Genomic DNA, 22,146 nt, shown 5'->3' with positions numbered 1-22,146 from the left:
ATCTCGGATGTGCCCGGTTGACACCGGACGACCGTAGATCACGACGAGAGCACAGGTTTCGGTCCGATCGGCCCGAGGCCTTGGACCCGAATGAAGGATGAGTGACACTCCGGTTCTACGTGCGCACCGGATGTGCTCTGCGTAAAGAATATCAGCGATTTGGTGATGGGCAACCCGCCACCCCTCCGAGAGTGTCGCCGGGAGGATGTTCGGTACCCGCCCGCTCAGCCCTGGACTGCAGCGTCCAAGTCCTCGGCGGCCTTGCTGAAGAGTTCTTGCAGTTGCGCATAGTCGCTTGCCACCGGGATGTCGGGGAATTCCGCGATGACATTCTCCGGCGGGCAGAAGAATGCGCCGAAGTCTGCTGCCTGGAGCATGTGCGTGTCGTTGTAGGAATCACCGGTGGCCATGGTGGTGAAATTCAGTTCCTCCAGTGCCCGCACCACTGCCCGCTTAGCGTCCGGCTGGCGGAGCTTGTAACCCACCACCGTGTCGTCCTCGACGACCAGGTTGTGGCAGAAAATGGTGGGGCGGTTCAGCTGCGCCATCAATGGCCCGGCGAAATCGTAGAAGGTGTCGGACAGGATGACCACCTGCCAGCGCTCCCGCAGCCAGTGCAGGAAGTCCGCGGCACCAGGCAGCGGGTGCAGCTGGGCGATCACCGATTGGATGGCGCTCAGGGTGAGCCCGTGCTCACGCATGATCTTCAGCCTGTGGTTCATCAGTTCGTCGTAGTCGGAGATGTCACGGGTGGTGAGCCGCAATTCCTCGATGCCGGTCCGTTCGGCGACACTGATCCAGATCTCTGGGACGAGAACTCCCTCGAGGTCGAGGCAGGCGATATGCATGGGGCTCCTAAACTCCTTCGGCACGAATCAGGCGGACGGGTCCGATGAGCAATCCGGAATTCTGCAATTCCTCGACGCATTCCCGGACATCGGACTCCTGCGCCAGGTGCGTCATCAGGGAGACCCGGGCCGAGGCCGGCTCGTCGCCATCGACGGTGGGATTCTGGCGCACCGAGTGCAGTGAGACGTGATGATGGGCGAGCAGCCCAGCCACCGCTGCCAGCACACCGGACTGGTCGGTCACCCTGAAACGCAGATAGTAGCGGGACAGGGTCTGCCCCATCAGGGCGGTGTCCAAGGCCTTGTAGACCGAATGAGCCGGACCCACGACACCTCGCAGCCTGTTGCGTGCCACCGTGACGAGGTCGCCGGTCACAGCACTGGCTGTGGGTGAACCGCCGGCACCCGGCCCGAGGAACATCAGCCGCCCGGCGTTGGTGGCTTCCACGAAGATCGCATTGTTCGGTCCGTGCACCATGGCGAGGGGATGGCTGTCCGGCACGAGCGCCGCATGCACCCGCACCTCGATCCGGCTGCGCTCATCGAGCTTGGCTATCGCCAGTGGTTTGATGACGCAGCCCATCGCGGCGGCAGCATCGATGTCCTCGGTGGTGACATCGGTGATGCCCTCCCGGTAGACATCGGATCCCCGCACGGTGGAATGGAAAGCCAGACTGGCAAGAATCGCCGCCTTGGCCGCAGCATCGAAACCCTCGATGTCAGCCGTCGGATCGGCCTCGGCGAAGCCCAGATTCTGCGCGCTGACAAGGGCCTCCTCGAAGCTCTGGTGCTCGGTGGTCATCTTGTCGAGGATGTAGTTCGTGGTGCCGTTCACCACGCCCACCACAGTGCGGATCTGGTCGCCCACTAGGGATTCGCGCAATGGCCGGATGATCGGGATGGCCCCTGCCACTGCGGCCTCGAAGTAGACGTCCACGCCATTGCGCTCGGCAATGGCGAAGATCTCCTCGCCATGCGCGGCAAGCAGCGCCTTGTTGGCGGTGACCACCGAGGCTCCGTGCTCGATGGCGGAGATGATCAGTTCACGGGCCGGATCCAACCCGCCGATCAGTTCGATGACGATGTCTGCACCGGAGTCGGCCACCAGGGCGGCGGCGTCATCGGTGAGCAGTGCCGGATCAATGCCGGGGCGTGGCACAGATGCATCCCGGACGGCGATGCCGCTGACTTCGAGCCTGCAACCGGATTTGGCCGCGAGGTCGTCGGCATGTTCCAGCAGGATGCCGGCCACCTGACGCCCGACGGTGCCGCAGCCCAGCAGGGCGACCCGTAGCACCTTCACCGGCGCCGAGGCAGCCACCGTGTCCTGGTCCATTGCCATCCCTTCAGCGTCCCACGTCGAGTCTGAACAGGTCATCCATGGTCTCACGGCGGATCATCGGGCTCAGCTGCCCCTCGTGGACGCGCACCACGGCAGGACGCAGTGCATGGTTGTAGTTGCTGGCCATCTCGCGAGAATAGGCGCCCATCGTGGGGACCGCGATGAGATCACCCGGGGCGATGTCGGAGGGAAGGAAGACATCACGCACCAATATGTCGCCGCCCTCGCAGTGCTTGCCGACCACACGGCAGAGCACACCCGTCTCGTTCGAGCAGCGATTCGCCAGCACGGCGGAATATTCCGCGGCATACAGCGCGGGACGGATGTTGTCGCTCATTCCCCCGTCGACACTCACGTAGACCCGCTGGCCGCCACCATCGAGGTCGACCGTCTTGACGGTGCCCACTGTGTAGACCGCCATGGTTGTCGGGCCAACGATGGCCCGGCCCGGCTCGATCGACATTGCGGGTACTGCCATGCCATGGGCGCGGGCCTCGTGCTCGACGATGTCGCGCAGACCGGTGGCCAGATCGTCCGGGCTGGCAGGGGAATCGGCGCTGGTGTAGGCCACACCGAATCCGCCGCCCAGGTCGAGTTCGGGCAGATGCACGCCGGTGGCATCGGTGAATTGCGACATCAGCTTCATGGTGCGAAGTGCCGCGACCTCGAAACCACCGGTGTCGAAGATCTGGGAGCCGATGTGACTGTGCACCCCGAGCAGTTGCATGGACGGCGAGTAGTGACAACGCACCATGGCGACCATCGCCTGCCCGTTGGCGATCGAGAAGCCGAACTTCTGGTCCTCGTGCGCGGTGGCGATGTACTCATGGGTGTGCGCTTCCACACCTGGGGTGACGCGCACCATCACGCGCGCCCTGTAGCCGTGCGCACGGCACAGTTGCTCGATGCGGGCGATCTCGTCCAGGGAGTCGACGATGATGCAGCCCACATTGTTGCTGAGGGCCAGTTCGAGTTCGTCCGTCGTCTTGTTGTTGCCGTGCATCCCGATCCGGGTGGGGTCCATGCCGCCGGTCAGCGCCACCTGGAGCTCTCCGCCGGAGCAGACGTCCAGGTGCAGGCCCTCCTCCATCACCAGCCGGGCGATGGTGCGGGTGAGCATGGCTTTGCCCGCGTAGAAGACCTTCCAGCCACCGAAAGCGGTACGGAACTCGCGGGCCCGGCGGCGGAAGTCCTCCTCGTCGAACAGGTACAGCGGTGAGCCCTCGCGTTCCAGCGCAGAGACCACGTCCACGCCACCGACGGTGAGACGTCCCGAGGCATCGCGCGCCACCGAACAACTCCACAGGCTGGGATTCAGGGCATTGATGTCCTTGGGCTCGGTGAGCCACTGCGGTCCCGGCGCTGAGACATCGGCATGGATGGAGCCGGCGACGTGCATATGGGTCACATCGACCCATCTTTCCAGATCCGCAGGGGCAAAAGCACATCCGACAATGTGTGGACGCCCGGATTTCCTGTGACAATCGTCTGTCGGGAGGAGCCGATTCCCAGGCATGGGAGCGTCCGGGCGCGTCCACACGCATGTCCGGGGGATGGGTTGGCAGCCGGACGGCGTCACGCGCTAGGCTGACATGCGGTCTGGCGCATTTCTGCCGGCCTTGCTCCCGTAGCTCAGGGGATAGAGCACCGCCCTCCGGAGGCGGGTGCGAGGGTTCGAATCCCTCCGGGAGCGCACAGCCGGGGCGCAGCCACCACGGGAGGGATATGGCAGACCAGACCCAGGTCTGTGCCACAGATCACCTGCCCCGTGGGGTTGTGTGCTCAGGTGCCACGGCCGCAACACCGGTGCGGATGACTACGCGGGTCTCCCGCCAGTTCACTTTGGCCTTCACCCGGGAGCGTCTGCAGTCCGGCCGCTTTCTTCTCTTCCTCTGGTTCGCGGCGCGGCTGCTGATCTTCTTCATCTGGGCGTTCATCTCCCCCGCCAGCCAGGGTGATGTCGTCTACTACTTCCAGCGCATCCAAGTGCTGTTCAACCAGGGCGCTGGCCAGACGCTGCAGGAATATCCCACTCCGGTGATCTGGCTGCTGGCGCTGCCCTATCTTCTCGGGTTCGGGCACCAGCAGGCCTATGTGGTGGCATTCGCTCTGATCATGCTGGGTTTGGACGCCCTGTTCACCTGGTCTCTGTGGCGTACCGGTGGGGCCATGAAGGGCCAGGCAGTGGTCTTCTGGACCCTGTTCCTGCTCCTGGTGGGCCCGACCGCCTATCTGCGCTTCGACCTCGTCACTTCGGTGCTGGCCGGCTGGTCGCTCATCCTGCTACTGCGCAGGCGCAGCGCGAGTGCGGGTTTCCTCACTGCCGTGGCCGCCTCCGTCAAATTGTGGCCGGCCCTGCTGTGGCCTGCGTTGATGCCCGGACCACGCCGGCAGAAACTGCGCGCCACCATCGGTTTCGTTGCCGGTGGGGTGCTGCTCGTCGCGGTTTCACTGGTCTACGCGGGATGGGACCGGTTGCTGTCCCCGTTGAGCTGGCAACAGGGTCGCGGGCTGCAAATCGAGTCTGTCTGGGCCACCGTGCCGATGCTGGCCAGGGCCTTCCATGCTGGGGACTACATCGTCACGCTGTCGCCGTATCAGGCCTATGAGATCTGGGGACCGGGCGTTCAGGTGCTCATCAAGGCCAGTGATGCGGCCTTCGTGATCGGGCTGCTTGCGGCCATGTTGTGTTATGTCATCTGGCTGTGGCGTGGGCACGGACGGATCATCGAATCGGTGGCGCTGGTGGAACTCATCGTGCTCGTGATGATCATCACCAACAAAACCTTCAGCCCGCAGTACATGATCTGGCTGGGCGGCCCCGAGGCTGCCGCTTTCGCTGTGCTCGGCACCCGTACTCACCACGCACGCCGATTTCATGCCGATCGCACCCGTATCAACAATCTCTCCGTCTGGATACTCATCGCCACCGGCCTCACGCTGCTGGTCTATCCCTTGAGTTACGACATGCTGGTGAGCGATTGGAATGTCCGCGACTCGGTGATGAGGGTCCCTGCCACCCTGATTCTGGTGGCGCGCAATGTTGCGCTCATCGGTGTCCTGATCCAGGTCATCCGGTGGGCCTGGAGCTTTCTCGGCCCGAGTGCACTCCGCGCCGCCAGGCACGGCCGTGAATCTCGAGTGGGTGCTGACGAGGACATCGAGCACCCTGACACAGCTGTTGGTGGGGACCTCAACCAGACAGATGAGTCATGACGGTCCTCGTGTGGGCGAGACTGCGCCGATGGTGGTCCCGCCCGCGGGTAAAACCTCTGGACGACTGGCTGGGCCTGGTCGCCTGGATGGTGTCCCGGTCGTTGATGGTCTACGTGTTCGTCACCCAGACCCGATTCATCAGTGACGACGTGCAGTACTACTTCACATCCATCGACAGCGACGTCTGGACCGCTACGGGGGACCTGTCCCACTCGCTGGTCGAGTACCCCGTACCGGTGGTCTGGATCATGCAAGCAGTCAGGTTGGTCTCTGGGCCCTCGGAGAATGTCTACGTCTTCACCTTCGCGCTGCTGCTGGCCGCCATGGATGTGACCTGCTGCTGGGTGTTGTGGACGAGGGTGTCCCGACTGTCCAGCGGCCTGTGGATGTTGTTCACCTTTCTCATCGGGCCGCTGGTGTGGTTCCGGATCGATCTCATTCCTGCAGTGTGCGTCCTGGTCGCCCTGAAGGAGCTGGAGCGTCGCCCCAGATTGGCTGGCGGTGCCATCGCCCTGGGTGCGGCCACGAAGCTGTGGCCGGCCCTGCTCATCGTCCCCATGCTCGGCCTGCACCGGACCGGTCGTCGCCGAGGCCTGGGATTCCTGGTGACAGGGCTTGCCATCGGGCTTGCCTCCCTGGCCACCGAGGGATTCGTCCGGTCGGCCTCACCGCTGACCTGGCAGTCGGCCCGCGGGCTCCAGGTGGAATCCGTGTGGGCCACAGGACTGATGCTGGCCCGGCTGGGCCCGCACGGGCACGACTGGGTTGTGCACCTCAGCCGTTTCAATGCCTATGAGATCTATGGCCCCGGAACCGGCGCCTGGACCACAGCCGCGAATGTCTCGATGATTGTGCTCATTGTGCTCGTCGTGGTGCTTGGCTGGTTCATCGGGCTCGGTGGCATCGGCCTTCCGAGACACACGCTCGCCGCAGCAGGGGCGCACTCGGGCCGGCGTGACCGCGAACTGGCCATCACCTTGTCGACCCTGGCGATCGTGTGCGGTGTGATCATCGCCAACAAGACTTTCAGCCCGCAGTACATGATCTGGCTGACGGGCCCTTTCGCCGTGCTCATCGCCGCGCAGCTGCGTTCCGAGGATCGGCGCCACGCGATCATCATGCTCGTTCTCGGGCTCGTCGCGGCCGGACTCACCCAGTTCGAATTTCCACTGAACTATTCCGGGCTGGTGCAGACAGCCACGCCTGGCATCACGGTCACCGTGGTGCTCGCGGTGCGCAATGTGCTCATGGTGGTGCTCACCGTCTATGCCAGTGTTCTGGCGCTGCGCGCATCCTGGCGAGTCGGGCTGGTACATCATCGTGACGTGGTGGTCACGCCTGTTGAGGAGTCTGTGAGCAGTACCAAGTCCGCGCTGCACAGCGCGGCGGGCGCGGGAGGCGTGACATCGTGAGCAGCCAATCTGGGACTCTGGCCGAGTTGAAGCGCCCGCAATGGGTGGTCGGATTCTGGCTGTTCAGCAGGGCGGTCATGCTGTGCGTGTTCTGGTCGCTGGCCAGCTTCATCCGCAATGACGTCAATTACTACGCCCAGTCGGTCCTGGCGCATCCATGGCCGATCGCCGACGACATCCGGTCGGTTCTGGTGGAGTACCCCACGCCGGTCGTGTGGTTCATGCAGCTGATGGGCTGGTTCTCCGGCGGCTCCATCGACGGCTATGTGTCGGCCTTCTGCTTCGTCATCGTCGTTCTGGACGCCCTCGCCTGCGCCGCGCTGTACCGCTTCGAGTCACCACTTGCGGCCGGCCTGTGGGCACTGGCCGGCGCCCTGCTCGGTCCGTTGATGTGGTTCCGCTTCGATCTGGTGCCGACGTTGTGCGTCCTCGGTGCGCTGTACTGGGTGCGCAGACGCCCCGCCCTGGCCGGTGTGATGATCGCCCTCGGTGCCGGCCTGAAGCTGTGGCCGGCCCTGCTCATCATTCCGATGCTGGGCATCTCCAGGCCGGCGCGCCGAAGAGGTGCCGGCTTCGTCATCACCGGTTGCGTACTGGTGGTGGTGTCGGTGGCCTCCCAGGGACTGGCGCGCACCCTCTCGCCGCTCACCTTCCAGTCTGACCGCGGATTGCAGATCGAATCGGTCTGGGCCACTCCCCTCATGCTCAGCCGGTTGTGGACTTCGGGCGACCAGACCTTCGTGGAGTTCAGCAACTATCAGGCATACGAAATCTTCGCACCCTCGGTGCATGTGTGGATGGGGCTGGCCGGGGTCGTCATGCTCCTGGTCATCGTCTTCGCCTTGCTGTGCTGCTGGTGGATCGGGTTCGGCGGTGCCGGTCTGCCCGGTCATGGCCTACCGCCGGAGCAGGAGGGCCAGTCCCAGGAGACTGCCATCCTGCTGGCCTGCACCGCGCTGGTGTGCGGGGTGATGGTGGCTGACAAGACGCTGAGCCCACAGTATCTGATCTGGTTGTTCGCACCCCTGGCGATCGTGGTGGCGCGGACAATCGCCCATCCCGTGCCCGGAATCCCGGGCGCTGCTGGGCTGCGAATTGGGGCACTGGGCATGGCCACCATCGGTGTGACGCAGCTCGTCTACCCGCTCAGCTATTCGGGTCTCATCGGGCGCACGGATCCCAACATCGGGTCAACCGTTCTGCTGGCGATCAGGACTAGTCTGATCGTTGCGCTGACAGCGTATTCATGCCATGGAGCCGTGAAGGCTTCCCTGGCCGTTGGACGGAGCACTGCGGCCCAGTACAGTTCGAGCCTGTCGACTCGGGCGATCACATGGAAGTGAGGGACGTGGCAAGGCCACGGACATGATGGCAACAACCGACGAATTCGGTGCAAATGACTGGCTCATCGAGGACATGCGGGAGCGCTTCCAGAAGGACCCGCATTCCGTGCCCGACAAGTGGGCCGCATTCTTCACTGCCGAGCAGACCCCCCCGCTGAATACCGGCACGAGCACCGCTGAGACACCCGGCGATGCCCCGGCACCGGCATCGCCGGGGGGGGCGCGGGCCGCCGGGGGGGCGCCCGCCCGCCGCCCCGCGCCGGGGGCCCGCCCCGGCGCCCCGAGCCCCCCCCCGCCCCCGGGACACCCGCCCCCCCCGCGGCGCACCCCCCCGCCTACCCCCGGCCCCGCCCCGCGGCGGGTGGCGCTCGTCCCTCAGGGAGCGAGCACGCCCGCAGCACCTCGCAGGCTGCCGCCCCGGACGCCCAGATCCCCACCTCGACCCGGGGCCCAGGAGACACTGCCGGCAACGCACGCTCCCCACGGTCACGCGTCGTGCCCGGTCATGACTCCGCCGCGGGCGCCCCGCCGTCCAGCCGCGTCCAGGCACCGGTGCCCAAGGTCGAGCCACCCATGAAGACCAAGGACGCGCCCGACCAGGTCGGCACCGGCCGAGGTCTTTCGGCCGACGTCCCCAATCCCGCGGATCGTCCCGGACCTGCCCGCAAGGCACCGAGGAAGACAACGCTCAAGGGCGCTGCGCGGTCCACCGCGCGGAACATGAACGAGTCCTTGTCTGTGCCGACGGCCACCTCGGTACGTCAGGTACCGATGAAGCTGGTCATCGACAATCGCGCGAGGATCAACAGCTTCCTGCGCCGTTCCCGCGGCGGCAAGGTGAGCTACACCCACATTCTGGCTTTCGCGATGCTGCGTGCCCTCATCGATGTGTCGGAGATGAACAATTCCTATGAGGAGGCCGATGGCAAGCCGACCCTGGTCGAGCACCAGGGTGTGAATCTCGGCATTGCCGTCGATGTCACCGCCCGTGACGGCAGTCGGCGCCTCATGGTGCCCAACATCAAGGACGCGGACGGCCTGAACTTCGCCCAGTTCTGGGTGGAATACGAAAACCTCATCACGCGGGCACGTGAGGGCAAACTCACCGTCACCGACTTCGAAGCCACGACGGTGTCCATCACGAATCCTGGTGGTATCGGCACCAATCTCTCGGTGCCGCGCCTGATGGCTGGTCAGTCAGTCATCCTCGGCATCGGATCCATCGACTACCCGGCCAGCTATGAGGGTACGAATGTGCGCCGGCTCACCGAGTCCGCCGTGTCGAAGGTGTGCACCCTCACCTCCACCTACGACCACAGAGTCATCCAGGGTGCGGTGTCCGGGGAGTTCCTGCGCCGTATACAGCAACTGCTGCTGGGCGAGGACGGCTTCTACACCGACATCTTCGAGTCCCTGCGCATTCCGCACCCGCCGTTGAGCTGGTCCAAGGATTACGATCCTGAGGCAGTCGCTGGTGTGCCCAAGGCGGCCCGAGTGCTCGAACTGGTGCACTCCTACCGCTCCAAGGGTCATCTGCTGGCCGATCTGGATCCTGTCGAGTACCGGATGCGCACCAACCCCGATCTGGAGCTGGGTGCCCACGGCCTGTCCATCTGGGATCTCGACCGGGAGTTCCCGCTCGGACGCTTCGCCGGTTCGGAGAACCAGCACCTGCCCTTGCGCACCATCCTCGGCTTGCTGCGTGACTCCTACTGCCACACCCTCGCCATCGAGTACATGCACATCGATGACCCCGAGCAGCGCGAGTGGATCCAGGAGAGAGTCGAACGGCCCAGGCCTACCCGGCCCCGCGAGGAGCACCTGCTGATCCTCGACAGGCTCAGTGAGGCTGAGGTCCTGGAGACCTTCCTGCAGACCAAGTACGTCGGCCAGACCCGGTTCAGCATGGAGGGTGCCGAGTCGGCAATCGTCATCCTGTCGGAGTTGTGCGGAGCTGCCGCCGACCATGACATGGCCGAGGTGACCATCGGGATGCCGCACCGCGGTCGACTCAATGTGCTCACCAATGTGGCGGGCAAGCTCTACTCCCAGATCTTCCGCGAGTTCGACGATTCCACCTCCGAGTCCGAGGTGATCAGCGGCGATGTGAAGTATCACCTTGGTGCCGAGGGCCAGTTCACAGCACTGTCCGGCAAGAGGGTGAAGGTCTCGGTGGTGGCCAATCCCAGCCATCTCGAGGCCGTCGATCCGGTGCTGGAGGGTATCACCCGGGCCAAGCGCGATCGTCAGCCGCATCCGGCTGATTTCCCGGTGATGCCGGTCCTGATGCACGGCGATGCGTCGTTCTCGGCCCAGGGCATCGTCTACGAGGTGCTGCAGATGAGTCAGCTGCGTCCCTACCGGGTGGGTGGCACGATCCACCTGGTGGTGAACAATCAGCTGGGCTTCACCACCTCACCGCGGGACGGCCGCTCCTCCAAGTACTGCACCGATGTCGCCAAGGCACTCGGTTCCCCGGTCATCCATGTCAACGGCGATGATCCCGATGCGTGCGCCCGGGCCGGCGCGCTGGCCTTCGACTTCCGCGCGCGTTTCCACAAGGACGTCGTGATCGACATGGTCTGCTATCGGCGTCGTGGCCACAACGAGGGCGACGACCCGAGCTTCACGCAACCGAAGATGTACCAGTTGATCTCGCACAAGAAGTCGGTGCGCAAGCTCTACACCGATGCTCTCATCGGGCGCGGCGACATCTCCATGGATGACGCCGAGAAGGCGGTGAACCGCTTCCGGGCACGGCTGGAGGAAGTGTTCTCGATGGTGCGTGATCCAGAGCTGAGCACCAAGCAGGTCGACAATGCCGCGGAGTACCGGCTCTCGCCGATGTACCCCGACAAGCCCGGCAACCTCACCGCTCCCCCTGCTGCCTCCGCCGAGGAGCTGGAGAGGGTGGCAGCGGTCTATGAGGAATTGCCGTCCAACTTCACGGCCCACCCGAAGGTGGTTCGCCAGCTGCAGCGCCGCGCCAAGGCGATCCGCCAGGGACCGATCGACTGGGCCACGGCCGAGCTGCTCGCCTTCGGCACCCTCGCCCAGGAACGTCGCCATGTCCGTCTGGTGGGCCAGGACACCCGTCGTGGCACCTTCAGCCAGAGGTTCGGCGCGGTGGTGGACAATGTCACCGGTGAGGCCTGGGTCCCGCTGAAACACCTGTCCCCCGGCCAGGCCCCGGTGGACATCTACGACTCCAATCTCTCCGAGTACGGCGCAATGGGTTTCGAGTACGGCTACTCCGCTGCGGCCCCGGATGCCCTGGTGCTGTGGGAGGCCCAGTACGGCGATTTCGCCAACGGTGCCCAGATCATCGCCGACGAGTTCATCACCTCTGGCTTCGCAAAGTGGCACCAACGTTCCGGGACGGTGCTGCTCTTGCCGCATGGCTATGAAGGTGCCGGACCAGACCACTCGTCGTGCCGGATCGAACGCTGGCTGCAGTCCTATGACGACGGCAATGTTGCGGTGACGATGCCGAGCACACCGGCCTCCTACTTCCACCTGCTGCGTCAGCATGCCTATGTGAATTGGCATCGCCCGCTGGTGGTGGCGACGCCGAAGTCGATGTTGCGCAACCCGGCCGCGGTCAGCCAGCCAGAGGATTTCCTGGTGCCCAATTGGCGCCCGGCGCTGCCCGACCCGACGATCAGCGATCCCTCCAAGGTCAACCGGATCCTGCTGTGCAGTGGCAAGGTGCGCTGGGATCTGGTCTCCCAGCGGGCCAAGCTGGGTCTGCAGGATCAGGTCGCGATCATTGCCATCGAGCGTATTTCGCCCCTTCCCACCGATGCGCTGGTTGCCATCCTGTCCAAGTTCGGGTCGTTGGACGACCTTCGCTTCGTGCAGGAGGAGCCGCGCAACCAGGGTGCATGGCAGTTCTTCGAACTGAATTTGACGCCGCGCCTCAGCGCAGGCCTGGGCCGTGAGATCAGGCTGCGTCCCTTCACCCGTCCCGCGTCGCCCGTGTCATCGGTGGGTTGGCACGATGTGCACATGAGCCAGCAACACGAATTGATCACTGCCGCACTCACCCAAGATTGACGTAGTCTTGGTGACTGCCCTGAGGTGTGCGTCAAGTTCCGGTCCGCCGTTGCATTGGCAGTCCTGACCAGCATGTCAGGGTAGTATCTCGGGGTTGCTGCTCGCCAGACGAGCCGTGCCGATGAAATCGATGTTCCCGGTGCCCACGGTATGACCGTGCACCGATGCAGAAGGAGTCACAACCAGATGGACTGGCGCCACAAGGCTGCCTGCCTCAACGAGGACCCGGAGCTTTTCTTCCCGATCGGGAACACGGGTCCTGCGTTGGCTCAGATCGAAGAGGCCAAGAAGGTCTGCCAACGCTGCGAGGTCCGCGAGGACTGTCTCGCCTGGGCACTGGATGCGGGCCAGGATCACGGCGTGTGGGGCGGGATGTCCGAGGACGAGAGGCGCGCGCTGCGCCGCCGGGCAGCCCGCAACAGACGCAGTGCCTGAGTTCTGGCAACCTTCTCGGAGCCGCTAGACCCGGAGGGTCTCGGCAGGCACGATCACCCGAGATGTGGCGCCTGGACCCCCGGGATTGTTGAACAGGGTGAATTCACCACCCATGTCTGCCACCAGAGTCGTCACGATCGAGGTGCCCAGACTGTTGGTCGAACCCATCACGAAGCCCTCGGGCAGACCGGCACCCTCATCCACGACATCCAGCACGAGGCCGCCCTGGGCGGTGCGGCTCGGGCGTACATGGACTGCACCGGCTTCGTCGCCGAGCCCGTGTTCGATTGCATTCTGGCACAGTTCGGTGAGAACCAGGCTCAGCGAGGTGGCGACCTTCGCCGGGACGAGACCGAAACTTCCCTGACGGCGGGCGCGGATGCCACCGCGGGCGGAGGCGACATCACCTACAGTCTCCAAGATTTTGTCCGCCACCTTGTCGAAATCCGCTGCCTCGTCGAAGCTCTGCGAGAGGATCTCGTGCACTGCTGCGATCGACTGCACCCGGCTCATCGCGTCGTACAACGCGTTCTCGGCCTCTTGGGAGTGGGAACGCCGCGATTGCAGACGCAGCAATGCGGCGACCGTTTGCAGATTGTTCTTCACCCTGTGATGGATTTCACGGATGGTGGCGTCCTTGGTGATGAGCTCGCGCTCACGCTCGCGCAATTCCGTGATGTCGCGGCACATCACCAGCACGCCGGCACGGTGCGTTCCCAGGCTGAGCGGTAGTACGCGCAGCCGTATGCACCCATCGGGATTCTGGGCATCGAATTCCCCGGGAGAACCGGTCGTGAAACCGACAGCCCCACTGGCCGCGACGCTCAAGATCTCCGCGCCGAGTTCGTGGAGGGTCAGGTCTTCGATGCTCTCGCCGAACATGTCTCCCACCAGGCCCAGACGGCGATAGGCCGACACCGCATTCGGGCTGGCATAGCTGATCACCCCAGCATTGGTGATGTAGACCAGTCCGTCGCCCACCCTGGGGCTGATCACCGAGTCACTGGGTGGCTCCAGCGGGTAGACGCCCCGCCAGGTCATGTCCGAGAGTATGTCGGCGATCTCGAGATAGCAGTCCTCCATGGCTCCCGGCGCCCGGACACCCATCTGATTGGTGTGCCGCTCCACGATCCCGATCACCTCGTCATGGCGGATGATCGGGATCGCCCAGACGTCCACCGGGATGCCGGCCTGCAACTTGTTGTCGGAGGTCTCGCTGATCTGGCGGGAGAGATATGCCTCCACGACCAGCGAGTCGGGCTCATAGCTGATGTCATCGCCCACCACATCGTCCTCCAGCGCAGTAGGGCCGGTGACAGGGCGCTGCTGGGCAGCTGCCCAGAAGACATTGTCGTCGGCATCGGGCACCCACAGGACCAGGTCTGAGAAGGAGGTGTCGGACAGCAGGTGCCATTCCCGGACGAAGGATGCGAGCCAGCTCTGATCTGCCGCACTCAGACTGGTGCGCCCCGCCAGAACTTCGCTCATCGACAGCATGGTGCAACTCTAGGGCGACCTGATCCGGGCGTTTACGCCGGCCGTGGCAGGTGCGCAGTTCGTTTTTCCGCCTCGCTGGTGTCGAGGACGACGACCCTCTGGATTGGCGTCCGGGATGGATTGCTTTGGACGCAGGGGGCTGTGGTGGCAGAATGTTTCTCCGTGCCTGCGGTTGCCATATCGCAGGAGTCCACAACTACTGCGCCGGGTCCCACCGGGCGTCGGGGATCGGGAGGTCGACATGGGCAAGACAGGTCGAAAGCGTCGTTCGAGGCGCAAGCATGCAGCCAACCACGGCAAGCGTCCCAATGCGTGACGCTGCCTGAGGCACACGAAGGCCCCGCAATCCTAGGATTGCGGGGCCTTCGTGTGCCTATGCCCGGTGTCTGTCAACGTTGCGTCCATCGATCACCCTGCACGGGGATGCTCGCTGCGTGCACATCACGAACTCGCCACCCATGATCTCGCCGGTGGGCCGGTGCTACCAGCAAAGGTCGCTCACCGTTCGCGGGTGCGCGTGATGGCGGTGATCCGCACCCGCAGCTGCTCGGATGCCATCGGAGTACAGGAACAGCGCTTGATCATGGCGGAGATCATCTGCTCCACGTCGTAGTAGTCCATGCAGTGCTCGCACATCAGAAGGTGCTGGCGAATCTCGTCGGCAGTGGCTTCCGGCAATTCGCCGTGCAGGAATGCCTGCACCTTGTCCATCGCGAAAGTGCACATGTCCTCGTGGGTTGCGTCACCGGGATCGTGGACGCCCACCACGTGCTCATGGCTGTCTCGTATCTCAGTCATCTTGCGAATGCCTCCCGATACCGTGTTCGCTGGCGAAATCGGCAAGCTGTTTGCGCAATTGCGCACGTCCCCTGTTCAGCCGCGACATCACCGTGCCGATGGGTGTGCCCATGATCTCCGCGATCTCCTTGTAGGAGAAACCCTCGACATCTGCCAGCAGGACCGCCTCGCGGAACTCCGGGGACAGTCTGCTGAGGGCATCGGTGACGGCGCCGTCCGGGATGCCCCGAAAGGCCTCGGTCTCGGCAGAGGGATTGCCAGTGGAGTCATGGGAGGCGGCCCTCGCGAGCTGCCAGTCCTCAATGTCATCGCCGGAGCCGGTCTGCGGCTCGCGCTGCGCCTTGCGGTAACTGTTGATGTAGGTGTTGGTGAGGATCCGGTAGAGCCAGGCCTTCAGGTTCGTTCCGGGCTTGAACTGCTTGAACGAGCTGAACGCCTTGGTGAAGGTCTCCTGGACGACGTCTTCGGCATCGGCCGGATTCCGGGTCATGCGCAGTGCCGCGCCGTACAACTGGTCGAGGTAGACCATGGAGTCACGTTCGAAGCGTTCGGCGCGTTCCTCGTCGGTCTCGGTCTCGCGCACGTCGACATCCGGATCGGTGTTCTTGTCACCGACCGAATCACTTTTCGCAGATGCAGCAATCATCATTACGTACGACATTACCGGACTGCTGGTAGCGGTCTTCGTAAACACGAAGTCGGAACACCTGCTCAGCCACCCTTATTCCCCTCCTGGTTGTCCGTCAGGGGCTCCAGCAGTTCCGCAGAATCGTTGGCAACCCGGTTGACTGCGCTGGACACCCGGTAGGCGGTCATCTCCTCATCAGCTGGAATGTGAACCATTTCAAGGGCTGCGTGGCCATCGGTGAGATCACGGTCCAGCCAGGGCGTCCAGTTCTCAGGGGCAACCTGGACGGGCATCCTGTCGTGGACGTGTCCCAGGTTGTCGGCAGCCCGTGTGGTGAGGATCGCGCAGCTGGACAACCACTCCCCGGCCGGAGTGCGCCAGAACTCGAAGAGGCCTGCCATGGCCATCGGAGAGTGATCGGCGCGATGGATGAAATTGGGGATCTTGGTCGTCCTGCCGTCCTGCTTGGATGCGTACCACTCGTAGTAACCATCCGCCGGCAGCAGGCACCGGCGCCGCGCAACGGCGGCGCGGAAGTAGGGCTTGCCGTCTGCCGTTTCAAGACGGGCATTGATGACGGCCCGGCCGCCCAGTCCCCTGGCCCAGCTCGGGACGAGGCCCCATCGCAACCCCACCAGTACCCGTCCGCCGGCTTCGCCCGCAGCCTGGCTGCCGGGATCCTGCACTCCGGAGCCCGGTGCGGGTGAGAGGACGGCGGCCACCGTCTGGGTGGGAGCAATGTTGTATCGCGGGGCAAGCCACGAAGGCGTGTTCCGGACACCTTCCGCGATCTGCAGGATTTCCCCATCGTCGCGGGCCAGTCCGTCGATCGCGAAGTTCTCGGCGAGTTCACCGATGTCGGCGCTGAGCGCGTATCTACCGCACATGAATCCACCGTAATCGGCGTCCGCCAATGGCAGACGCCGAGCGGAAGGGGCGAATGTCGAGCGCCGGAATAACGGAAGCCAGGACCACGTGACACCGAATACGTGACACGGTGTGCGCCGCAGGGTACTAATGGACCATGTCATTGTTGCGTTTCACGTCCCGTGCCCTGTTCTCCTCATGGTTCATCGCGGAGGGCGCCCGCAACGCGGTCTCCCCCCACGCCGCAGCGGAGCGGCTGGATCCGACGATCCGCAAGATCGTGGGCAGCGCGAAATCCTTCCTTCCCGCAGAGATTGCCGAGCGCATTCCCGAGCAGACCACCACCTGGGTGCGCATCACCGGTGCGGTCCAGGTGCTGTCCGGCCTGGGCTATGCCTTCGGTGTCGCCCGCCGACCCAATGCGGCCGTGCTGGCCGCGATGAGTGCCTTGAGGCTGCCCTCCGAGGCCACCGGGGTGTTTCGTCATCGCGATGACGATGCCGCTCGTACCGGCCTGACCACGGCGACCGCGATGTTCGGGGCGGCACTGCTGGCCGCCCAGGACACCGAGGGCAAGCCGGGCCTCGTGTGGCGGGCCCGATTCGGTGTGCACAATGCTGCCGGCAGGGTGCAGGACGCCACGCACCAGGCCGTTGGCAGCGTGCAGGATGCCGCCCAGAATGCTGTCGACACGGTGCAGCAGATCGCCAGCTGATCTCAACCCGACCGGGCGGCTAGCCTGAACGTCATGACCATCCGCGCCGTCAAGAGTGTGAGTCTTCCTTCGTGGGCCGCACCGACCAGCCCGGAGCCGCTGCGCGCCCGCGTGGAAGTGCCCGGTTCGAAGTCCGAGAGCAACCGTGCACTGGTGATTGGCGCGCTGTCAGAAGCTCCGAGCACCATCCAGGGTGTGCTGCATGCCCGCGACACCGAATTGATGATCAACGCATTGACGGCGCTCGGCACCGGTTTCGGCGTCGATGCGGACGGCACCGTTCATGTCACGCCCAGCGAATTGCACGCGCCTGCTGAACCGCTGGACTGCGGGCTGGCCGGCACCGTGATGCGTTTCGTGCCTCCCATCGCGGCGCTCACCCCCGGCGTCACGCACTTCACCGGCGACAGGCGCGCCGGTGAACGTCCGCTGGCTCCGATGCTGGATGGGCTGCGCCAGCTCGGCGCACGCATCGATGCGGACTCGATCCCCTTCGCCCTCACCGCGCCCGTCGAACTGGTCGGCCGCACGGTGAAGATCGATTCCAGCGCGTCCAGCCAATTCATCTCCGGTCTGCTGCTCAGCGCCGCCCGGTTCCCCAGGGGCATTGACCTGCAGCATGTCGGGAACACAGTGCCTTCGGCCCCGCACATCGCGATGACCGTGTCGATCCTTGCCAGGCACGGTGTCCAGGTGGACGCGGACCCAGCTGCTGGACATTGGAAGGTCTCCCCCGGGCCCATCACTGCGGTGGATGAACGCATCGAACCCGATCTCACCAATGCTGCGGCATTCCTGGCTGCGGGTCTGCTGACCTCCGGGTCTGTGAGCATCGCGAGCTGGCCACGGCACACCGACCAGCCCGGTGCACTCATCGGGGCGATCGCGGCGCGCATGAATGCCTCGGTGACGATGACGCCTGAGGGCTTCACCGCGAGCACTCCGTCCCTTTCAGGTGCGGTGCTGGACCTGCACGAGGCCAGCGAACTCACACCCGTGGTCTCGGCACTGGCGGTGGCGGCCAGAGGCACCACCAAGATCAGTGGCGTGGGGCACATCCGGGGACACGAAACGGATCGCATCACTGCCATCGCCACAGAACTGTCGCGACTGGGGGTGCCGGTCGAGGAACATCCCGATGGCTTGGACATCGTGGGCATGGCGGGCCGGCTCGACGAATTGCACCCTTCGATCGGGGACGGCCTGTTCCATTGCTATGCCGATCACCGGATGGCACATCTCGGTGCCCTGATTGGCCTCATGGTTCCCGGTGTCGTCCTCGACGACGTGACATGCACGTCCAAGACCATGCCCGACTTCGCGGATCGCTGGACGAGGATGACTGAGAGCCGATGAGCGCCAGGCCGACGCGGGGCGCCATCGGGCGGGGCACCGATTTCGACTCCCACGACTTCAGTCGGCCCTCGAGACACAGCCGACCTCGCACCAAGGAACGCCCCGACTACTCCGATGCCCCATCCGGGCGCGTCATCGGGGTGGACAGGGGCCGCTACCGGGTCCTTCTCGAAGGTCGGGAGTACACACACGAGCTGACGGCCACAAAATCCCGGCGGATCGGCCGCAAGGGCGTCATCGTCGGTGACGTGGTGCGTCTCACAGGCGACACCTCCGGCAGGAAGGACACCTTGGGCCGCATCGTCGAGGTCGAACCGCGCAGGACGGTGCTCAACCGCACTGCGGACGACACCGACCCGACCGAACGCCCCATCGTGGCCAATGCCGACCAGCTCATGATGGTGGCCTCGCTGGCCGATCCGCCTGCCAGACCGGGCATGATCGATCGGGTGCTGGTGGCCGGCTATGTCGCGGCAGTTGCACCGATCATCTGCCTCACCAAGTCCGATTTGACCGATCCTGCGCCGATCACCGAGCTCTATGAACCGCTGGGTGTTCCCATTGTCATCTGCGAGCCTGGCTCCGACCTCAGTGAACTGAAATCGATGCTTGCCTCCAAGGTGACTGTGCTGGTCGGTCATTCGGGCGTGGGCAAGTCCACCCTGATCAACCGGCTCGTGCCCGACGCGGAACGGCGCACAGGTCACGTCAACGACGTCACGGGCAAGGGCCGGCAGACCTCCACCTCTGTGGTGGCGCTGCGGCTGCCCGCTCTCGAAGGAAGGATTGCTGATCCCGGCTGGGTGATCGACACTCCCGGTGTGCGCAGCTTCGGCCTCAGCAATGTCTCTCCCGAAGCGATTCTGGCTGGTTTCACCGATCTGGCGGAGTTCGTTGCGGACTGCCCGAGGGGATGCAACCACCACGCCGGGGCACCCGAGTGCGGTCTGGATGCTGCGCTGGCCGGGGGAGAGCTCTCCCCCGAGCGCCTGGTCAGCTTCCGCCGCATCCTGGATGCCGTCGACCGCCCGGCCTACGAGAACGGCTAGCCCCTCCGAGTTCTCCAGCTCAAGGGCGGATAGCAGGTTCCGGCGCGCCGAGCGTTCGGCCTTGTGACCAGCGTACGGGGCTGGCAACGATAGAGTTTCAGGCATGGCTGATGCGTCCGATTTCAAAGACGACCTGCGACTGGCCCACCTGATGGCGGACAATGCCGATTCCCTCACGATGAGCCGTTTCAAGGCGACCGATCTCAAGGTGCGCAGCAAGATCGACCACACTCCGGTCTCCGACGCGGACCAGGCGGTCGAGGCGGCGGTGCGCCGCACACTCGCGACGGCGCGTCCCCGCGACGCTGTGCACGGTGAGGAGATGGACGACACCGGCCAGGGGCCACGCACCTGGATCGTCGACCCCATCGATGGCACCGCCAACTATGTGCGGGGCGTGCCGGTCTGGGCGACTCTCATCGGCCTGCGGGTGAACGGTGAGATGTGCGTGGGAGTCGTCAGCGCCCCGGCCCTGGGACGCCGCTGGTGGGCCGCCAAGGGTGCGGGAGCCTTCACCGGGAAGACCCTGCTGGTGCCCACCCGGATCGGTGTGTCCAAGGTGGCCTCGGTGCCCGATGCCTTTCTGTCCTACTCCTCCATCGGGGGATGGATTCGCGACGGACGTGGCCAGGGCTTCGTCGATCTGATCCGTGATTGCGGCCGGACAAGGGCCTTCGGTGACTTCTTCAGCTACATGCTGGTGGCGGAAGGATGCGTCGACCTGGCCTGCGAACCCGACCTGGCACTGCACGACATGGCCGCGCTGGACATCATCGTGCGCGAGGCCGGCGGACGGTTCACCAATCTGGAAGGCGAGCCCGGCCCGGTCGGCCCCGGCGCTCTCGCGACCAACGGACGCCTGCATGCAGAGGTTCTCGAGCGTCTGCGCAAGGACGCCCGCCGCAAGGCCAGTCAAGACATCTGATCGTCCGGAGACAAATGCTCCCTGTTGAGGCCTCCATCCTCGGCAGGTCCGATCACGGAGTTCAGGCCCGCACAGAAACTTCTGGCGAACTTCTGGCGGGTCGCTGCCTCACGTCAGTCAGACAGCGACCCGACTGCAGTGACTCAGTCCCTGATGACCCGGCAACCGATCGTGTTCGGGATGTGCGCCAAATCATCCACCCAACCATCGGTCGCAGCGGTCACGTCGGTGACGGCATAACCGATGGAGCCCTTTGTGCTCAGCGCCTGAAAGGCGATGTTCGCATCGTGCTTGGAGAGCACTGAGTTCAGCTCTGCCATCACACCGGGAACATTGCGATGGATGTGTGTGACGCGCGCACCGACGCGTGGTGGCGTGGTCACCTCGGGCAGATCAACACTCATCGAGGTGGCCCCGGTGGTGATGAACTCGTGCAGCTTGTTCGCCACATAGCGCCCGATGTCGTACTGGGCCTCCTGGGTGGAGCCTCCGACGTGCGGGGTGAGGATCACATTGGGAATCCCCTGAAGTGGCGAGACGAAGGGCTCGCCTGACTTACGGGGCTCCTTGGGGTAGACGTCCACCGCCGCACCGGCCAGATGACCGGAACGCAGTGCGTCCGCGAGAGCGTTCTCGTCATAGACGAAGCCGCGGGACAGGTTGAGGAACAGGGAACGCGAGCGCATCGTGGCGAACTGATCGGCCCCGAAGAGCCCGGTGTTCTCCGGACGCCCATCGACGTGCAGTGAGATCGTCTCGGACTTGGAGAGCAGCTCTTCGAGGGAGTCGCAGCGGTGCGCATTGCCCATCGCCTGACGGTCCTGGATGTCGTAGTAGTACACGTGCATGCCGAAGGCCTCTGCCAGCACCGACAGCTGGGAACCGATGTTGCCGTAGCCCACAATGCCGAGGCTGCGACCGCGCACCTCGTGGGAACCGTTGGCCGACTTGCTCCAGGTTCCGGCATGCATCTGGGCATTGCGGTCGGTGAGCCGCCTGGCCATCGCCACGATCTCAGCCATTGCAAGCTCAACGACGCTGCGGGTGTTGGAGTAGGGAGCATTGAAAGCAGCGATTCCGTGCTCGGCGCAGGCATCGAGATCGATCTGGTTGGTGCCGATGCAGAATGCACCGATAGCCTTGAGATCTCCGGGCATGTTGGAGAGCACCTTGTCGGTGATGTTGGTGCGCGAGCGGATGCCGAGCATGTCAATGCCCTCAAGACTGGAAATGAGTTCGTCCTCGCCGAGAGCACCGGAGCGAGTTTCTACGTCATAGCCCGCGTCCGTGAGGATGCGGGTGGCTTCAGGGTGGATGTTTTCAAGCAGCAGAACCTTCACGCGATGATTCTAGGTGCTCTCATTGGCAGGACCACAAAGCACTGGGTGTCTCAGGTTGTCATAGGCCAGTGCGGCACCATCTGGTCGCTGCGCGTCAGCTGCCCCTGTGTCGGAATCGAGGGGCACCTCAGTGCAGCACACCATGCACAATTTTGCCTCTCCCGGCAGATCTAGTAGTGTTGCGAGAGCGACGCGGGGTGGAGCAGCTCGGTAGCTCGCTGGGCTCATAACCCAGAGGTCACAGGTTCAAATCCTGTCCCCGCTACCAAACGGAAGGCCTCGAACCACCTGGTGATCAGGTTGGTTCGAGGCCTTTCAT

19 protein-coding genes and 2 tRNA genes are annotated in these 22,146 nt (G+C 64.5%); 13 read left to right on the top strand and 8 right to left on the bottom strand.

Annotated elements, in window-relative coordinates; all coding sequences use genetic code 11:
• Window positions 1-224: 224 nt before the first annotated feature.
• Genes thrH through lysA form a run of 3 tightly spaced genes read right to left on the bottom strand, consistent with a single transcriptional unit; the run spans window position 225 to window position 3,598 of the window.
• Entirely contained in the window at window positions 225-848 is a 624-nt protein-coding gene (gene thrH, locus ABF648_RS00630) for a bifunctional phosphoserine phosphatase/homoserine phosphotransferase ThrH (RefSeq protein ID WP_415630351.1), read from the bottom strand.
• 7 nt (window positions 849-855) lie between these two features.
• A complete protein-coding gene (locus ABF648_RS00625) occupies window positions 856-2,184 on the bottom strand; it encodes a homoserine dehydrogenase (protein ID WP_415630386.1) in 1,329 nt (442 codons plus the stop codon).
• A 10-nt stretch (window positions 2,185-2,194) separates the two neighbouring features.
• Entirely contained in the window at window positions 2,195-3,598 is a 1,404-nt protein-coding gene (gene lysA, locus ABF648_RS00620) for a diaminopimelate decarboxylase (RefSeq protein ID WP_415630350.1), read from the bottom strand.
• Between the two features lie 213 nt (window positions 3,599-3,811).
• On the opposite strand from lysA, the gene ABF648_RS00615 reads away from it, so the two are divergent.
• The 7 genes from ABF648_RS00615 to ABF648_RS00585 all read left to right on the top strand — a co-directional run bounded on the left by ABF648_RS00615 (window position 3,812) and on the right by ABF648_RS00585 (window position 12,652).
• Window positions 3,812-3,883: transfer RNA gene (locus ABF648_RS00615), tRNA-Arg, on the top strand.
• Window positions 3,884-4,002: 119 nt separating this feature from the next.
• Complete coding sequence (locus ABF648_RS00610; RefSeq protein ID WP_415630349.1) at window positions 4,003-5,406, top strand: glycosyltransferase 87 family protein; 1,404 nt, start codon at window positions 4,003-4,005, stop codon at window positions 5,404-5,406.
• Complete coding sequence (locus ABF648_RS00605) at window positions 5,403-6,818, top strand: glycosyltransferase 87 family protein (protein ID WP_415630348.1); 1,416 nt, start codon at window positions 5,403-5,405, stop codon at window positions 6,816-6,818. The genes ABF648_RS00610 and ABF648_RS00605 overlap by 4 nt, the downstream gene beginning before the upstream one ends.
• The gene (locus ABF648_RS00600; protein ID WP_415630347.1) at window positions 6,815-8,161 is read left to right on the top strand and encodes a glycosyltransferase 87 family protein; all 1,347 of its coding nucleotides are present in this window, start codon (window positions 6,815-6,817) and stop codon (window positions 8,159-8,161) included. The genes ABF648_RS00605 and ABF648_RS00600 overlap by 4 nt, the downstream gene beginning before the upstream one ends.
• 22 nt (window positions 8,162-8,183) lie before the next feature.
• Window positions 8,184-8,738, top strand: coding sequence for a 2-oxoglutarate dehydrogenase E1 subunit family protein (locus ABF648_RS00595; protein ID WP_415630346.1), 555 nt, complete (start codon window positions 8,184-8,186; stop codon window positions 8,736-8,738).
• Window positions 8,657-12,217, top strand: a complete 3,561-nt coding sequence (locus tag ABF648_RS00590) for a multifunctional oxoglutarate decarboxylase/oxoglutarate dehydrogenase thiamine pyrophosphate-binding subunit/dihydrolipoyllysine-residue succinyltransferase subunit (RefSeq protein WP_415630345.1) — start codon at window positions 8,657-8,659, stop codon at window positions 12,215-12,217. Before ABF648_RS00595 ends, ABF648_RS00590 begins: the two co-directional genes overlap by 82 nt.
• A 186-nt stretch (window positions 12,218-12,403) precedes the next feature.
• Window positions 12,404-12,652 (top strand): WhiB family transcriptional regulator, encoded by a 249-nt coding sequence (locus ABF648_RS00585; protein WP_415630344.1) that lies wholly within the window; start codon window positions 12,404-12,406, stop codon window positions 12,650-12,652.
• A gap of 24 nt (window positions 12,653-12,676) precedes the next feature.
• Here ABF648_RS00585 and ABF648_RS00580 read toward each other — a convergent pair whose 3' ends face one another.
• The gene (locus tag ABF648_RS00580) at window positions 12,677-14,149 is read right to left on the bottom strand and encodes a sensor histidine kinase (protein ID WP_415630343.1); all 1,473 of its coding nucleotides are present in this window, start codon (window positions 14,147-14,149) and stop codon (window positions 12,677-12,679) included.
• 241 nt (window positions 14,150-14,390) lie between these two features.
• Here ABF648_RS00580 and ABF648_RS00575 point away from each other — a divergent pair, with 241 nt between their 5' ends.
• Entirely contained in the window at window positions 14,391-14,465 is a 75-nt protein-coding gene (locus ABF648_RS00575) for a 50S ribosomal protein bL37 (protein ID WP_415630385.1), read from the top strand.
• A gap of 182 nt (window positions 14,466-14,647) precedes the next feature.
• On the opposite strand, the gene ABF648_RS00570 is transcribed toward ABF648_RS00575, so the two are convergent.
• The 3 genes from ABF648_RS00570 to ABF648_RS00560 all read right to left on the bottom strand — a co-directional run bounded on the left by ABF648_RS00570 (window position 14,648) and on the right by ABF648_RS00560 (window position 16,462).
• On the bottom strand, window positions 14,648-14,947 hold the full coding sequence (locus ABF648_RS00570) for a zf-HC2 domain-containing protein (RefSeq protein ID WP_415630342.1): 300 nt from the start codon (window positions 14,945-14,947) through the stop codon (window positions 14,648-14,650).
• Complete coding sequence (locus ABF648_RS00565) at window positions 14,940-15,593, bottom strand: sigma-70 family RNA polymerase sigma factor (protein ID WP_415630384.1); 654 nt, start codon at window positions 15,591-15,593, stop codon at window positions 14,940-14,942. Before ABF648_RS00565 ends, ABF648_RS00570 begins: the two co-directional genes overlap by 8 nt.
• 65 nt (window positions 15,594-15,658) lie before the next feature.
• On the bottom strand, window positions 15,659-16,462 hold the full coding sequence (locus ABF648_RS00560) for an SOS response-associated peptidase (protein WP_415630341.1): 804 nt from the start codon (window positions 16,460-16,462) through the stop codon (window positions 15,659-15,661).
• A gap of 137 nt (window positions 16,463-16,599) precedes the next feature.
• Here ABF648_RS00560 and ABF648_RS00555 point away from each other — a divergent pair, with 137 nt between their 5' ends.
• From ABF648_RS00555 to ABF648_RS00540, 4 genes are all read left to right on the top strand, one after another.
• A complete protein-coding gene (locus tag ABF648_RS00555; protein WP_415630340.1) occupies window positions 16,600-17,157 on the top strand; it encodes a hypothetical protein in 558 nt (185 codons plus the stop codon).
• 33 nt (window positions 17,158-17,190) lie between these two features.
• Complete coding sequence (gene aroA, locus ABF648_RS00550; RefSeq protein ID WP_415630339.1) at window positions 17,191-18,513, top strand: 3-phosphoshikimate 1-carboxyvinyltransferase; 1,323 nt, start codon at window positions 17,191-17,193, stop codon at window positions 18,511-18,513.
• Window positions 18,510-19,562: a ribosome small subunit-dependent GTPase A gene (gene rsgA / locus ABF648_RS00545; RefSeq protein WP_415630338.1), complete on the top strand. Its 1,053-nt coding sequence runs from the start codon at window positions 18,510-18,512 to the stop codon at window positions 19,560-19,562. Before aroA ends, rsgA begins: the two co-directional genes overlap by 4 nt.
• 103 nt (window positions 19,563-19,665) lie before the next feature.
• Complete coding sequence (locus ABF648_RS00540) at window positions 19,666-20,487, top strand: inositol monophosphatase family protein (RefSeq protein ID WP_415630337.1); 822 nt, start codon at window positions 19,666-19,668, stop codon at window positions 20,485-20,487.
• Between the two features lie 143 nt (window positions 20,488-20,630).
• Here ABF648_RS00540 and serA read toward each other — a convergent pair whose 3' ends face one another.
• Window positions 20,631-21,827 (bottom strand): phosphoglycerate dehydrogenase, encoded by a 1,197-nt coding sequence (serA, locus tag ABF648_RS00535; protein WP_415630336.1) that lies wholly within the window; start codon window positions 21,825-21,827, stop codon window positions 20,631-20,633.
• A 191-nt stretch (window positions 21,828-22,018) separates the two neighbouring features.
• Between serA and ABF648_RS00530 the strand changes: the two genes are divergently transcribed.
• Window positions 22,019-22,095, top strand: a tRNA-Met gene (locus tag ABF648_RS00530).
• Window positions 22,096-22,146: the final 51 nt, after the last annotated feature.

The organism is Propionibacterium sp., from assembly GCF_047719395.1.
GTDB lineage: Bacteria > Actinomycetota > Actinomycetes > Propionibacteriales > Propionibacteriaceae > Propionibacterium.
This window is presented reverse-complemented; position numbering and strand designations above follow the sequence as displayed.

Coding starts and splice junctions, on each gene's coding strand:
- ABF648_RS00585 (WP_415630344.1), top strand. CDS start 12,404: ATGGACTGGCGCCACAAGGCTGCCTGCCTCAACGAGGACCCGGAGCTT.
- ABF648_RS00595 (WP_415630346.1), top strand. CDS start 8,184: ATGATGGCAACAACCGACGAATTCGGTGCAAATGACTGGCTCATCGAG.
- ABF648_RS00605 (WP_415630348.1), top strand. CDS start 5,403: ATGACGGTCCTCGTGTGGGCGAGACTGCGCCGATGGTGGTCCCGCCCG.
- ABF648_RS00540 (WP_415630337.1), top strand. CDS start 19,666: ATGGCTGATGCGTCCGATTTCAAAGACGACCTGCGACTGGCCCACCTG.
- rsgA (WP_415630338.1), top strand. CDS start 18,510: ATGAGCGCCAGGCCGACGCGGGGCGCCATCGGGCGGGGCACCGATTTC.
- ABF648_RS00610 (WP_415630349.1), top strand. CDS start 4,003: ATGACTACGCGGGTCTCCCGCCAGTTCACTTTGGCCTTCACCCGGGAG.
- ABF648_RS00555 (WP_415630340.1), top strand. CDS start 16,600: ATGTCATTGTTGCGTTTCACGTCCCGTGCCCTGTTCTCCTCATGGTTC.
- aroA (WP_415630339.1), top strand. CDS start 17,191: ATGACCATCCGCGCCGTCAAGAGTGTGAGTCTTCCTTCGTGGGCCGCA.
- ABF648_RS00570 (WP_415630342.1), bottom strand. CDS start 14,947: ATGACTGAGATACGAGACAGCCATGAGCACGTGGTGGGCGTCCACGAT.
- ABF648_RS00625 (WP_415630386.1), bottom strand. CDS start 2,184: ATGGACCAGGACACGGTGGCTGCCTCGGCGCCGGTGAAGGTGCTACGG.
- thrH (WP_415630351.1), bottom strand. CDS start 848: ATGCATATCGCCTGCCTCGACCTCGAGGGAGTTCTCGTCCCAGAGATC.
- ABF648_RS00560 (WP_415630341.1), bottom strand. CDS start 16,462: ATGTGCGGTAGATACGCGCTCAGCGCCGACATCGGTGAACTCGCCGAG.
- ABF648_RS00580 (WP_415630343.1), bottom strand. CDS start 14,149: ATGCTGTCGATGAGCGAAGTTCTGGCGGGGCGCACCAGTCTGAGTGCG.
- ABF648_RS00565 (WP_415630384.1), bottom strand. CDS start 15,593: ATGATTGCTGCATCTGCGAAAAGTGATTCGGTCGGTGACAAGAACACC.